The following is a 14,621-nucleotide window of genomic DNA, read 5'->3' as shown; positions in this document are numbered from 1 at the left end:
GAGGCATCAAGCACCCGCGTCACGAGGCGCCGCCCATGTTTCGGAGAACCCGGTGACTGACAGGCGCAGCGACGAAGTACAGCATGACCCGGCGGCACGCATGGCGGTGCTCGCCGTGCCGACGCAGGACGCACTCGAAGCGCATCTCGCGCCTTACGCCGCGCATTCCGCGCAGTCGCACGGCCGCCGCTATCCCGAATCCGCGCCAGGCGCGCGCACCGAGTTTCAGCGCGACCGCGATCGTATCGTCCACTCCACGGCATTCCGTCGACTCGAATACAAGACGCAAGTCTTCGTGAATCACGAGGGCGATCTGTTTCGCACCCGTCTCACGCACAGTCTCGAAGTCGCGCAGATCGCGCGTTCGGTCGCGCGCAATCTGCGCGTCAACGAAGACCTCGTCGAGGCCATTTCACTTGCTCATGATCTCGGCCACACGCCGTTCGGCCATGCCGGACAGGACGCCTTGAACGAATGCATGCGCGAGCATGGCGGCTTCGAGCACAACCTGCAAAGTCTCGCGGTGGTCGACGATCTGGAAGAGCACTACGGCGCGTTTAACGGCCTGAATCTGTGCTTCGAGACCCGTGAGGGCATCCTCAAACATTGTTCGCGAGAGAACGCGCGGCGGCTGGGGGCGTTAGGCGAACGGTTTCTCGAAGGACGGCAGCCGTCCATCGAAGCGCAGATTGCCAATGTTGCCGACGAGATCGCCTACAACAATCACGACGTCGATGACGGTTTGCGTTCCGGTTTGCTCACCGTCGAGCAACTGGCGGAAGTGGAGTTGTGGCAGACGCATTACGAGACGGCGCGCGGCGATTATCCGCAGATCGAAGGACGCAGATTGATCCACGAAACGGTGCGCCGGATTATCAACGCGCTGATTGTCGACCTGATCGAGACGACCCAGTCGAATCTGGTGCGCCATGCACCGCAGTCGCTCGACGACGTGCGCGCCGCGCCTGCGCTCGTTGCGCATAGCGAAACGACGGCCGCGCAGGCGGCCACGCTCAAGCGCTTTCTATTCAAGAACCTGTATCGCCATTACCGCGTGATGCGTATGGCCAACAAGGCTCGTCGCGTGGTGGTGGGGCTGTTCGACGCATTCACGGAAGATCCGCGGCTGTTGCCGCCGGGCTATCAGTCAACGGACGCGGCGTCGCAACCCCGGTTAATCGCGCATTACATCGCGGGCATGACGGATCGATACGCGGTGAAGGAGTATCAGCGGCTCTTTGTGATCGACGACAACTAGGCCAGGCGGCGCGGTATTTTGAGCCGTCGGCGGCGGTGTCGCGCTTAGTAAGGATCAGCGTTCAAATAAACGCTGCCCTACACGCGCAATTCGCGACATGTTGCTGATGGGGCAGCGGCAGCCGCATCCATTTAGCTCATCACCAGACAGCGCGGCGCTTTAATTTTACGCAATCCGCGCGACCGACGGCCGCTCAGCGCGCGCCGTCGCCAACCGTCACGCAATCCGCAATCCGTCAGCGCAACCGCGACGCAAACAGCGCCCCCGCGATCAACGCAACCCCGCCGACGATCGCAATCGTCTGCCACGGGTTTTCATGCACGTAATCGTCGGCATCCGAGATCGCGACTTCGGCGCGTTCGCGCACGGCTTCACGGGTGTCGTTCAGGCGGGCGCGCGCGGCTTCCAGTTGTTTGCGCAACTTGCCGCGCAATGCCACAGCGTCGGCCTGGGTGCCGTCCGCCAAAGTGGACTCGAGTTCGGACATCAGCGTGCGCAGTTCGCCTGCAATATCTTCTGCCGCATGGCGGCTATGGCGGGCAATACGTCGCGCGCGGCGGCTCGTGCTCGTCCAGGATTCGCCGAGGGCGTCTCTCGTGTTCGGAAGTGCTGTCATGGTCGCTCCGTCGATGAGGGTCAAAAAGGTCCCACGCGTTTCATCATGACGCAGTGTTGCGTCGCGACGCGGGAAACACCATGCGAACGCAACTTCGGTGCCAAAGCTGAAACCCCCTAAGCGCGGCGGAACCGGCTCGAATTCGTCAGCACATATTGCACAAGCCGGCGTGGTCGCGGGTTAAATTTACAAACTTTCGAGCTCGCATCCGGCAGGCCCATGAAAATTACCGTACACCCTACGCGCCAAATAAAAAAACGCCGTCACTGGATAAATGACGGCGTTGTCTAACCCGCGAAAATTCGACTAACCTAACTCAACGGCCCCAATTTTCTTCGAGAGCGTTAGAAACGGTAACCGATGTTGACGTACGTGACGATCGGGTTCAGCTTGATCTTGGTTTGCGACGTCGCGGTCAGTGTGCCGACCGGTGTATTCGCTGCGGTCGTCAGTTTGGCTGTCGTGCTGAGCGGCAGATAGGAGAGCGACACGCCCGCGAACCAGTGCTGATTGAATGCGTACGTGAAACCGGCATTAAACACGGGCTCCCACGAACTATCCGTAGAGACGCTGGTCGGACCATGCAGAACGTTTGCCTGGAACACGCCGTTGGTGATCTTTTCGTCCGTGAACCAGATGCGGCTCACGCCGACGCCAAGATACGGGCGGAACGAGGCGGTCGGTGCGTTGAAGTAGTACTTGAACAGCAGAGTCGGGCTCCACTGTTTTGCCGAACCCAGTTTGCCGTATTGTTCGAAGCTGCCCGTGCCGTTCAGAGCGAACTTGGGCGGGACGCCAATAACAAATTCGGTCGCGATGTGATCGGTGATGAAGTAGCCGGCGGTGAGGCCGAGGGTATCGGCGGAATCAAGCGATGCGCCGGTGTTGGGTTCGGTGATGTTGGTCGGGCTGCCGCCAAGGCTGGTTATCGTGAGCGGCTTGCTGCTCGATTGAGGCGCCAGGTGGAACCAGCCCGTCGTGAAGTAAATGGTACCGGCCGATTGCGCATGCGCTGCTGTTGACATGCAAGCTAACGCTGCGATCCCCGTTACGGCCTGTTTTAATTTCATATGTGCTCCTCCAAAAAAGGCCCGCTCATTATGACGAGAACGTTTGAAACTAACCATACGCGGCGGTTAGAGCTTTCTCCCTAAGCGCCGCGCGCTTTCTGGCCTGGCCGCGCCGCGTCGAACCTTTGGCGCATGCGGCTCTTCGGACCTTCGGGTATGTACCAACGCGACTATCGGATACTCCAGCATGGCACGGCTTGCACGTCTTTATGTCCCTGACCAGCCGCAGCACGTCATCCTTCGCGGGCTCGATCAGCAGCCCGCATTCGTCGACGACCAGGACTACGAACTCTTCATCGACTGCCTGAAGGCGGCTTCGCGCGACCATCACCTCTCGATCCATGCGTACGCGTTGATGCCTGGCGCCGTGCAACTGCTCGTCACTCCCACCGAGGAGTCGAGTCTGCCGAAAGCGATGCAGGCGGTGGGGCGTCGCTATGTGGCGCACTTCAACCGGCGTTACGCGCGTCGCGGAACCTTGTGGGAGGGTCGCTATCGTGCCACGGTAATCGAGGGCGAGCGCTACTTTTTGCTGGCGAGCCGGGTCGTCGAAATGTGTCCGGTGCGCGCGCAACTGGTGAGCGCGCCGGAAGATTACCGCTGGTCGAGTTACCGGCATCACATCGGCCTCACGCTCGACAGCCTGATCACCGACCACCCGTTGTACTGGTCGCTCGGCAATACGCCGTTCGAACGTCAACGCGCGTACCGCGAATTGTGCGAGCAGCCGCTCGACGAACGCGAAGCCAGCCAGCTTCAGCAGGCCACGCTAAAAGGCTGGGTTCTGGGCAGCGATACCTATCGCGAATGGGCCGCACGGGCCGCAAACAGGCGTGTATCGCCGCTGCCGCGCGGGCGGCCGCGCAAGGTCCGCGAGACGCCTCATACCCAATAAAGCGTTTCGCATCAAAGATCTGCACGAAAACGGCATCGCGCATGCCGTTTTCTTTTGCCCCAATTTGATATGGCACCATTAAAAATTAAGTGCGATGCACCAATTTGATAATTGGGGTTCGAACATAAGGTTTTATTTGCTATTCCATTGATTCGTCGCGTATATTCCGAATTCCGGCGCTTTTTCGTTACGCGTAGCATCTCAGCGTAGGTAGCGCCGTCGCAGTTGCAACGCAAACTGCGGCAATAGAAAAATGGTTTAACGGCCTGTCAGGCCCCCTACAGACGGTGTCCCCATGAACGACCACCTGCAACCGACTCATCCGGTTCCCGCCGCGCAAGGTCTGTACGACCCGCAAAACGAGCACGACGCCTGCGGCGTCGGCTTCGTTGCTCACATCAAGGGCCAGAAAAGCCACGAGATCATCGAGCAGGGTCTGAAGATTCTCGAGAACCTCGACCACCGGGGCGCCGTCGGCGCCGATCCGCTGATGGGCGACGGCGCGGGCATCCTGATCCAGATTCCGGACGGTTTCTATCGCGAGGAAATGGCGAAGCAGGGCGTGACGCTGCCGCCGTACGGCGAGTACGGCGTCGGCATGGTGTTCCTGCCGAAGGAACACGCATCGCGCCTCGCCTGCGAGCAGGAACTGGAACGCACGGTGAAGGCCGAAGGCCAGGTCGTGCTGGGTTGGCGCGACGTGCCGGTCGATCACACCATGCCGATTTCGCCGACCGTGAAGGCGAGCGAGCCGCTGATCCGCCAGATCTTCATCGGCCGCGGCAAGGACATCATCGTGACGGACGCGCTCGAGCGGAAGCTGTACGTGATCCGCAAGACCGGCAGCCACCGCATCCAGGCGCTCAAGCTCAAGCACGGCAAGGAATACTTCGTGCCGTCCATGTCGGCGCGCACGGTGGTCTATAAGGGCCTGCTGCTGGCCGGTCAGGTCGGCGTGTATTACCGCGACCTGCAGGACGAGCGCACCGTTTCGGCGCTGGCGCTGGTTCACCAACGCTTCTCGACCAACACGTTCCCGGCGTGGGAACTGGCTCACCCGTACCGCATGATCGCCCACAACGGCGAAATCAACACGGTGAAGGGCAACGTCAACTGGCTCAACGCGCGTACCGGCGCAATCGCGTCGCACGTGCTCGGCGACGACTTGCCGAAGCTGTGGCCGCTGATCTACCCGGGCCAATCCGACACCGCATCGTTCGACAACTGTCTCGAACTGCTGGTGATGGCCGGTTACCCGCTCGTCCACGCAATGATGATGATGATCCCGGAAGCCTGGGAACAGCACACGCTGATGGACGACAACCGCCGCGCGTTCTACGAATACCACGCCGCGATGATGGAGCCGTGGGACGGCCCCGCCGCGATCGCGTTCACCGACGGCCGTCAGATCGGCGCGACGCTCGACCGTAACGGTCTGCGTCCGGCGCGCTACATCGTCACGGACGACGACCTCGTCATCATGGCGTCGGAAGCCGGCACGCTGCCGATCCCCGAGTCGAAGATCGTCAAGAAGTGGCGTCTGCAGCCGGGCAAGATGTTCCTGATCGACATGGAACACGGTCGCATCATCGACGACAAGGAGCTCAAGGACAACCTCGCGAACGCGAAGCCGTACAAGAGCTGGATCGACGCTGTGCGCATCAAGCTCGACGAAATCGAGGCGAAGGCCGAAGACGTCGCGACGGAACGCCGCGAAGCCGCTGCTTTGCTGGATCGTCAGCAGGCGTTCGGCTACACGCAGGAAGACCTCAAGTTCCTGATGGCGCCGATGGCGCAAGCCGGCGAAGAAGCGATCGGCTCGATGGGCAACGACTCGCCGCTGGCGGTCATGTCCAACAAGAACAAGACGCTGTATCACTACTTCAAGCAGTTGTTCGCGCAAGTGACGAACCCGCCGATCGACCCGATCCGCGAAAACATGGTGATGTCGCTGGTGTCGTTCGTCGGTCCGAAGCCGAACCTGCTGGACACGAACAACATCAACCCGCCGATGCGTCTCGAAGTGTCGCAGCCCGTGCTCGACTTCAAGGACATCGCGAAGATCCGCGCGATCGATCAGTACACGGGCGGCAAGTTCAGCTCGTACGAACTGAACATCTGCTATCCGGTGGCATGGGGCAAGGAAGGTATCGAAGCGCGTCTCGCGTCGCTGTGCGCGGAAGCCGTCGACGCCGTCAAGTCCGGCTACAACATGCTGATCGTGTCGGACCGCAAGACCGACCGCGACAACGTCGCGATCCCGGCGCTGCTGGCCACGGCCGCGATCCACACGCACCTCGTGCAGCAAGGTCTGCGCACGAGCACGGGTCTGGTCGTCGAAACCGGCTCGGCGCGTGAAACGCACCACTTCGCGTTGCTTGCGGGCTACGGCGCCGAAGCCGTCCACCCGTACCTCGCGATGGAAACGCTCGCGCAGATGGCAACCGGCCTGAAGGGCGACCTGTCGGCGGAAAAAGCGGTCTACAACTTCACCAAGGCAGTCGGCAAGGGCCTGATGAAGGTCATGTCGAAGATGGGTATTTCGACCTACATGTCGTACACCGGCGCGCAGATTTTCGAAGCGGTCGGCCTGGCTGAAGACCTCGTGGTGAAGTACTTCAAGGGCACGTCGTCGAAGGTTGGCGGCATCGGCCTGTTCGACGTCGCGGAAGAAGCGATCCGTCTGCACCGCGACGCGTTCGGCGACAACCCGATCCTCGCGAACATGCTCGACGCGGGCGGCGAGTACGCGTACCGCGTGCGCGGCGAAGAACACATGTGGACGCCGGATGCGATCGCGAAGCTGCAACACTCGGCTCGCAGCAACTCGTATCAGACGTATAAGGAATACGCGCATCTGATCAACGATCAGACCAAGCGCCACATGACGTTCCGCGGCCTGTTCGAATTCAAGTTCGACCCGACCAAGGCGATCCCGCTCGACGAAGTCGAATCGGCGAAAGACATCGTCACGCGTTTCGCGACCGGCGCCATGTCGATGGGCTCGATCAGCACCGAAGCGCACGCTACGCTGGCTGTCGCGATGAACCGCATCGGCGGCAAGTCGAACACCGGTGAAGGCGGCGAAGACGCGAACCGTTATCGCAACGAACTGCGCGGCATTCCGATCAAGAACGGCGACACGATGAAGTCGATCATCGGCGACGAAGTGATTGCCGACATTCCGCTGAAGGAAGGCGACTCGCTGCGTTCGCGCATCAAGCAGGTGGCGTCGGGCCGTTTCGGCGTGACGGCGGAATACCTGGCGTCGGCCGATCAGATCCAGATCAAGATGGCGCAAGGCGCGAAGCCGGGCGAAGGCGGTCAGCTGCCGGGCCACAAGGTGTCGGAATACATCGGCAAGCTGCGTTACTCGGTGCCGGGCGTCGGCCTGATTTCGCCGCCGCCGCACCACGACATCTACTCGATCGAAGATCTGGCGCAACTGATTCACGACCTGAAGAACGCCAACTCGGCAGCTAGCGTGTCGGTGAAGCTGGTGTCGGAGTCGGGCGTCGGTACGGTGGCTGCAGGTGTGGCGAAGGCCAAGGCCGATCACGTCGTGATCGCCGGTCATGACGGTGGTACGGGTGCGTCGCCGCTGTCGTCGGTCAAGCATGCCGGCACGCCGTGGGAACTCGGTCTGGCCGAAACGCAGCAAACGCTGGTGCTGAACCATCTGCGCGGCCGTATCCGCGTGCAGGCCGACGGTCAGATGAAGACCGGCCGCGACGTCGTGATCGGCGCGCTGCTCGGCGCGGACGAATTCGGTTTCGCGACGGCTCCGCTGGTCGTCGAAGGCTGCATCATGATGCGCAAGTGCCATCTGAACACCTGCCCGGTCGGCGTCGCGACGCAAGATCCGGTGCTGCGTGAGAAGTTCAAGGGCCAGCCGGAACACGTCGTCAACTTCTTCTTCTTCGTTGCTGAAGAAGCGCGCGAAATCATGGCGCAACTGGGTATCCGCAAGTTCGACGACCTGATCGGTCACGCCGAACTGCTCGACATGAAGAAGGGCATCGAGCACTGGAAGGCGAAGGGTCTGGACTTCTCGCGTGTGTTCTACCTGCCGCAAGTCGGTGCGGAAGTCGCGCGCAAGCACGTCGACGTGCAGGACCACGGTCTGGACAAGGCACTCGACCACACGCTGATCGAGAAGGCGAAGGCCGCGCTGGAAAAGGGCGAGCACGTGTCGTTCATCCAGCCGGTGCGCAACGTGAACCGTACGGTCGGCGCGATGCTGTCCGGCGCGATCGCGAAGAAGTACGGCCACGACGGCCTGCCCGACGACTCGATCCACATCCAGTTGAAGGGCACCGCGGGTCAGAGCTTCGGCGCGTTCCTCGCGAAGGGCGTGACGCTGGATCTGGTCGGCGACGGCAACGACTACGTGGGTAAGGGCCTGTCGGGTGGCCGCATCATCATCCGTCCGACCAACGATTTCCGCGGTAAGTCGGAAGAGAACATCATCTGCGGCAACACGGTGATGTACGGCGCGATCGAAGGCGAGTCGTTCTTCCGCGGCGTGGCAGGCGAGCGTTTCTGCGTGCGTAACTCGGGTGCGACGTCGGTTGTCGAAGGTACGGGCGACCACGGTTGCGAATACATGACGGGCGGCACGGTGGTCGTGCTCGGCGAAACGGGCCGTAACTTCGCAGCCGGTATGTCGGGCGGCGTCGCTTATGTGTTCGATCCGGACAGCACGTTCGCCGGCAAGTGCAACAAGTCGATGGTCGCGCTCGATCCGGTCTTGCAACAGGCCGAACAGGAACGCACGGTCGACAAGGGCCTGTGGCACTGCGAGACGACCGACGAGGCGCTGCTGAAGGGTCTCATCGAGCGTCACTTCCAGTTCACCGGTTCGCCGCGTGCGAAAGCATTGCTCGAAAACTGGGATGCGTCGCGCCGTCAATTCGTGAAGGTGTTCCCGACCGAATACAAGCGCGCACTGGGCGAGCTGGCCGCGAAGAAGGCGAACAAGGAAGTTCTCGCCGCTTAACCAGCCAGATTGCTGCTCGGACGCAGACGTCACATTTAGCCGTACCCGCCGCCTCTCGACCATTCGACGCGCGGCGGGTCCAGATCACCCCTAGATACAGATAGAGAAGAGAACCACATGGGCAAGGCAACCGGTTTTCTCGAGTTCGAACGTCGACACGAGACGTACGAAGCTCCGCTCACGCGTGTGAAGCACTACAAGGAATTCGTCGCGGCATTGAGCGACGACGAAGCGAAGATTCAGGGCGCACGTTGCATGGACTGCGGTATTCCGTTCTGCAACAACGGCTGCCCGGTGAACAACATCATCCCGGACTTCAACGACCTGGTGTTCCATCAGGACTGGAAGAACGCGATCGAAGTGCTGCATTCGACCAACAACTTCCCCGAGTTCACGGGCCGCATCTGCCCGGCACCGTGCGAAGCGGCGTGCACGCTCGGCATCAACAACGATCCGGTCGGCATCAAGTCGATCGAACACGCGATCATCGACAAGGCGTGGGCTGAAGGCTGGGTTGCTCCGCAGCCGCCGAAGCACAAGACCGGCAAGAAGGTCGCGGTGGTCGGTTCCGGCCCCGCGGGTCTCGCCGTCGCGCAGCAACTCGCGCGTGCGGGGCACGATGTGACGGTGTTCGAAAAGAACGACCGCATTGGCGGCCTGCTGCGTTATGGCATTCCCGACTTCAAGCTGGAAAAGTGGCTGATCGACCGCCGCATGCGTCAGATGGAAGCCGAAGGCGTGACGTTCCGCGCGAACGTGTTCGTCGGCAAGGAAGGCTCGCTGCCGGCCTGGATCGGCAACACGGCGAAGGAAACCATCACCCCGGCCGAGCTGAAAGAACAGTTCGACGCAGTTGTGGTGGCAGGCGGTTCGGAAACGCCGCGCGATCTGCCGGTGCCGGGCCGTGAGCTGGAAGGCATCCATTACGCGATGGAATTCCTGCCGCAGCAGAACAAGGTCAACGCCGGCGACAAGGTTACGAACCAGTTGCTCGCGAAGGGCAAGCACGTTGTCGTGATCGGCGGTGGCGATACGGGTTCGGACTGCGTGGGCACATCGAATCGTCATGGCGCGAAGAGCGTCACGCAATTCGAACTGCTGCCGCAGCCGCCGGAAGAAGAGAACAAGCCGCTCGTGTGGCCGTACTGGCCGATCAAGCTGCGCACGTCGTCGTCGCATGACGAAGGCTGCGAGCGCGATTGGGCGGTCGCGACCAAGCGCCTCGAAGGCAAGAACGGCAAGGTCGAGAAGCTGATCGCCGCGCGCGTCGAATGGAAGGACGGCAAGATGGTCGAAGTGCCGAACTCCGAATTCGAAATGAAGGCCGATCTGGTGCTGCTGGCCATGGGCTTCACGCAGCCGGTGTCGCCGGTGCTCGAAGCGTTCGGCGTCGACAAGGATGCACGCGGCAACGTGCGTGCCGCGACCGAAGGCGACAAGGCGTATTACACGTCGGTGGACAAGGTGTTCACGGCGGGCGATATGCGTCGCGGTCAGTCGCTGGTGGTGTGGGCGATTCGCGAAGGCCGTCAGTGCGCGCGTTCCGTCGATGCATTCCTGATGGGTCATTCGGAACTGCCGCGTTAAGACGTCTCAAACCTGATTGCCGCCGGTTTTCGCCGTGTGAACAAAAGCGAAAGCCGGTCAAAGTTTGCAGGAAGAGGTGGAGACGACAATGTGCGACAGCTTAAGAAGCGGCACATACAGCGGTAGAACAAAGCGGTAAAAAAACAGAGCCGGGCCACCTGAGAAGGTGGACCCGGCTTTTTAACGTGCGTGGTGACCGCCGCGTTACTTCCGGTAGCGCGCCAACGTCAGTCCATCGAGATCGATTTCCGGCTTGCGCTGCGTGATCAGATCCGCGACCACGCGTCCTGAACCCATCGACATCGCCCATCCGGTCGAGCCGTGACCGAGGTTCAGCCATAAATTGTCCACGCCGGACGGCCCGAGCAAAGGCGCACCGTCGGGCGTCATGGGCCTGCGTCCGACCCAGAAATGCGCGGACGTCGGATTGGCCGCGTGCGGAAACCAGTCGCGCAGCACCTTCATCAACGTTTGCAACGCCTGCTCGCGCAAGGTGGTCTGGCCGTTGCCCAATTCAGCGGTGCCCGCAATTCGCAGGTTGTTGCCGAAACGCGTGATCGCGGTTTTCAACGACTCGTCCATCAACGCGGCGCGCGGCGCTTTTTCTTCGTCGGTGACGGGGAGCGTCGCCGAATAGCCTTTCACCGGATAGAGCGGCACCTTCACGCCGAGCGGCGCGAGAAGCTCCGCGCTGTCGACACCCAGCGCGACCACCACGGCATCGGCCAGCAAGGTCTCCGCGCCGTGTTCGCTGTCGACATGCACGCCATGCACCGCACCGCTTCGCACATCGAGCCCCGTGACGCTGGTATCGAAGCGAAAACGCACGCCGTTGCGCTCGCAGATCGCGCGCAATTCGCGGGTGAAGCGGGCGCAATCGCCGGCTTCGTCGTCGGGGAGATAGAGGCCGGAGAGCGGCGTCTCACGCGCCCAGCGCAGGCCCGGTTCGATCTCGATGCACTGCGCCGCGCTCACTTCCCGATGCGCGATGCCCGCGTCGCGCAACACGGTTAGCGCGGGCTGCGCCAGCTCGACGTCGTACTCGCTGCGAAACAGTTGCAGATAGCCCTGGCTGCGACCGTAATCGAACGGATGACGTCCGCGAAACTCATGCAGACAATCGCGGCTGTAATAAGCGATGCGCTGCATCCGCTGCTTGTTGACGCGGAAATGTTCGAGGTCGCATTCGCGCAGCCAGCGCGCGATCCAGCGCCATTGCGCCGGATCGAACGTAGGCCGGAAGATTAGCGGCGACGCGGGTTTGAACAGGTATTTGAGGATCTTGACCGGCATGCCGGGAGCGGCCCACGGCGTCACATAGCCCGGGGCGATCACGCCCGCATTGCCGAAACTGGTGGACAGCGCGACGTCGGGTTCGCGCTCGATCACCGTGACTTCGCAGCCTTGCTGGCCCAGGTAAAAAGCCGTGGCGACGCCAATGACGCCGCCGCCGAGAACAATCGTTTTCATGGATGAGTGCTGCTGCGAATTCAGGCGACCGAGCCAGTCGCACCGAGGACTTTGCCCTTCGTTTCCGGCAGACACAGTGCGGCAACGATCACGAGCAGATAACCCGCGCCGGCCACAATGCCCATTGCCTTAACGAGCGTCATGGTTTGCGACAGTGTACCGACCAGAATCGGAAAGAAGGAGCCGAGTCCGCGCCCGAGGTTGTAGCAGAAGCCTTGTCCGGAGCCGCGTATCGCATTCGGATACAACTCCGACAGATACGCGCCCACGCCCGCGAAAATTCCCTGCACGACGATGCCGAGCGGGAAGCCGAGCGCGAGCATCATGCCGTCGGTGATGGGCAGCATCGTGTAGACCATGCCGAGCACGAACGAGCCGATCGCGAACAGCACGAACGACGCGCGCCGGCCGATCGTGTCGCACAGAATCGCGCCGACGATATAGCCGGTGAACGAGCCGACGATCAGCACGATCAGATAGCCGCTGGTGTTGAACACCGACAGATGGCGCACAGTTTTGAGGTAGGTCGGCAGCCACGTGGTGATCGCGTAATACCCACCGAGCATGCCGGTGCACAGCGCGCTGCCGAGCAGCGTGGTCTTGAGGTGAACGCCCGAGAAGATCTGCAGGAAGTGCGAGGTGTCGAAGCCGTTTTCGCGCGCGCGGCGTGTCTCGAGAAAGATTTCCGGGTCGCTCACGTTACGGCGAATGTAGATGATCCACGCGGCGGGCAGCAGGCCGACCCAGAAGCACGCGCGCCACGCGTACTGTTCCGGCAGCAACGCAAACGACGCCCAGTAGACGATCGCCGCCGCCGCCCAGCCGAACGACCAGCTGCTCTGCACGGTGCCCACCGCTTTCGCGCGATGCTGCGGCGAGCGGATCGTCTCGGCCATCATGATCGTCACGACCGACCACTCACCGCCAAAGCCGATGCCTTGCAGCGTGCGCGTGGCCAGCAGTTGCCAGAACGAATGGGTGAAGCCCGACAGAAAAGTGAAGATCGCGAAGGTGGCGATGGTCCACTGAAGCACGCGGATGCGGCCGTAGCGGTCGGCAAGAATGCCCGCGAGCCAGCCACCGATTGCCGATGAGATCAGCGAACTGGTGGCGATCATGCCGGCTTCGCTTTTGGTCATGCCCCACGTCGCGATCAGCGTCGGAATGAGGAACGAGTAGATCATGAAGTCGAAAGCGTCGACTGCGTAGCCGCCGAACCCGGCGTAAAGCGTGCGCCGCTCGCGCGGACTCAGCTCGGTGAACCATTGGAGAGAAGGCATGTTTTGTTGTGGTCTCCAGGTCTTTTTGCGTGCCGGGGGCGTGATTGAAGGGCGTTTGTATTTTACGGGGATGCGGCGTTGTAAGGCACGCCAGGTCAAAAATGGCTGGCAGCGTTATCACGCGGCTCACGCGGTAACGACAAGGTAATAGCCGCTAAGGGAAAGGAAACACCGTTGAAACCGCTTCGACCGCCGACCGGCAGTGCATCCGCACCCGCAAACCCGCCGCAGGCTCGCGGAAGCCTTCCATACGTTTTCTTACCAACTACTACCATGTAACGTAAAACGGCGTAAGCACCGTTAAACTGCGCGCTCAGCCCCGAAGCTGCAATTCCGATCCCTCACGTCCGCGCCAGCCACGCCTAATGCCCGCAACCGCGAAAACCTGCTCGCTGTCCCACCGTGCCGCGAGCACGAGCCTGCGGACAGGTCCGGGCGCGCTGAGCCACATTTCTCCAGCGCGCCGGAGCTTCCTCAAAGGTTCCGCCAGTGCCTTGCTCTTCTCAGGGCTGGGCAGTTCGATGCTGTCCGCGTGCGGCGGCGGCAATCTCGAAACCGATCAGCCGGAAACGCCGCGCCTCGCGTCGGTGAGTAACTTTCGCGATCTCGCCGGGGCTTCGGTCGGCTATCTGACGGTAGACGGCAAGCAGATGCGCCGTGGCGCTTTCTTTCGCGCGAACGTGCTGACCTTCAGCAGCGCCGACCAGGCAACCGTCGACAAACTCGGTATCGCGTCGGTCTACGATCTGCGCACGCCGGGTGAAATCGCGCGAACCGCCGATGTCCTGCCGGACGGTGCAACCTCACAGACGTACAACGTGCTCGGCACCAGCGACTTCGTCGAGCCGACCTTCGCGACATCCGATGCCGCCACCTCGTTCATGGAAATGCAGGCGCGTTCGTACGTGTTCGGCGGCGCGCAGCGTGCCGCATTTGGCGCGCTGCTGACGCGTCTGGCCGACGGCGCGGGCGCGCAACTGTTCCATTCGAGCGCGGGCAAGGATCGCACCGGCTGGGTCGCGGCAGTGCTGCTGAGTATTGCCAACGTTCCGCTCGACGTCATCATGCAGGACTATCTGCTGAGCAATGTTTATCTGGCGCAGTCGATCCAGACGCAGACCGCCACGCTGCGCGCGCAGGATGGCGACGCGATTGCGACGGTCGAGGCGCCGTTGCTGAACGTTCAGGAGAGTTATCTGCAGGCCGGGTTCGACCAGGTGCAGGCAAGCTACGGCACGATGGCGAACTATCTGACGCAGGGCCTCGGCATGTCTCAGACGACGATCGATACGCTGCGCAGTCGGCTCGTGCGTTGAGTGGTGTGATTGGCCGCGAGGCGGTGAATCTCGCGCGGCGTCGAGCGCCATGAAATGCGGCGGCGCGTGAAGTCCGAACAACGTAGACAAAGCCCGGACAAAAAAATGTCCGCCCTAAAAAACTGGGCGG

At 61.8% G+C, this 14,621-nt stretch carries 9 protein-coding genes; 5 read left to right on the top strand and 4 right to left on the bottom strand.

Going from position 1 to position 14,621, the window contains the following annotated elements:
• Positions 1 to 52: 52 nt before the first annotated feature.
• The gene (locus BLS41_RS15990) at positions 53 to 1,258 is read left to right on the top strand and encodes a deoxyguanosinetriphosphate triphosphohydrolase (protein WP_074766113.1); all 1,206 of its coding nucleotides are present in this window, start codon (positions 53 to 55) and stop codon (positions 1,256 to 1,258) included.
• 235 nt (positions 1,259 to 1,493) lie between these two features.
• On the opposite strand, the gene BLS41_RS15985 is transcribed toward BLS41_RS15990, so the two are convergent.
• Positions 1,494 to 1,874 carry an ElaB/YgaM/YqjD family protein gene (locus tag BLS41_RS15985; RefSeq protein ID WP_074766111.1) on the bottom strand — a complete coding sequence of 127 codons (381 nt, stop codon included), beginning with the start codon at positions 1,872 to 1,874 and terminating at the stop codon, positions 1,494 to 1,496.
• A gap of 344 nt (positions 1,875 to 2,218) precedes the next feature.
• Positions 2,219 to 2,944, bottom strand: coding sequence for an OmpW/AlkL family protein (locus tag BLS41_RS15980; protein ID WP_074766109.1), 726 nt, complete (start codon positions 2,942 to 2,944; stop codon positions 2,219 to 2,221).
• A gap of 187 nt (positions 2,945 to 3,131) precedes the next feature.
• On the opposite strand from BLS41_RS15980, the gene BLS41_RS15975 reads away from it, so the two are divergent.
• The 3 genes from BLS41_RS15975 (at position 3,132) to BLS41_RS15965 (ending at position 10,425) form a co-directional block, all read left to right on the top strand.
• On the top strand, positions 3,132 to 3,839 hold the full coding sequence (locus BLS41_RS15975; RefSeq protein ID WP_042329221.1) for a transposase: 708 nt from the start codon (positions 3,132 to 3,134) through the stop codon (positions 3,837 to 3,839).
• Between the two features lie 295 nt (positions 3,840 to 4,134).
• The gene (locus BLS41_RS15970) at positions 4,135 to 8,838 is read left to right on the top strand and encodes a glutamate synthase-related protein (RefSeq protein WP_074766107.1); all 4,704 of its coding nucleotides are present in this window, start codon (positions 4,135 to 4,137) and stop codon (positions 8,836 to 8,838) included.
• A 117-nt stretch (positions 8,839 to 8,955) separates the two neighbouring features.
• Positions 8,956 to 10,425 (top strand): glutamate synthase subunit beta, encoded by a 1,470-nt coding sequence (locus BLS41_RS15965; protein WP_074766105.1) that lies wholly within the window; start codon positions 8,956 to 8,958, stop codon positions 10,423 to 10,425.
• 204 nt (positions 10,426 to 10,629) lie between these two features.
• On the opposite strand, the gene BLS41_RS15960 is transcribed toward BLS41_RS15965, so the two are convergent.
• Together BLS41_RS15960 and BLS41_RS15955 are read right to left on the bottom strand one after the other, a co-directional pair.
• Positions 10,630 to 11,895: a D-amino acid dehydrogenase gene (locus BLS41_RS15960; protein WP_074766103.1), complete on the bottom strand. Its 1,266-nt coding sequence runs from the start codon at positions 11,893 to 11,895 to the stop codon at positions 10,630 to 10,632.
• 20 nt (positions 11,896 to 11,915) lie between these two features.
• Entirely contained in the window at positions 11,916 to 13,175 is a 1,260-nt protein-coding gene (locus tag BLS41_RS15955; RefSeq protein WP_074766101.1) for an MFS transporter, read from the bottom strand.
• A 365-nt stretch (positions 13,176 to 13,540) separates the two neighbouring features.
• Here BLS41_RS15955 and BLS41_RS15950 point away from each other — a divergent pair, with 365 nt between their 5' ends.
• Positions 13,541 to 14,491 carry a tyrosine-protein phosphatase gene (locus tag BLS41_RS15950; RefSeq protein WP_074766099.1) on the top strand — a complete coding sequence of 317 codons (951 nt, stop codon included), beginning with the start codon at positions 13,541 to 13,543 and terminating at the stop codon, positions 14,489 to 14,491.
• Positions 14,492 to 14,621: the final 130 nt, after the last annotated feature.

The organism is Paraburkholderia fungorum (assembly GCF_900099835.1).
GTDB classification, from domain to species: domain Bacteria; phylum Pseudomonadota; class Gammaproteobacteria; order Burkholderiales; family Burkholderiaceae; genus Paraburkholderia; species Paraburkholderia fungorum_A.
This window is presented reverse-complemented; position numbering and strand designations above follow the sequence as displayed.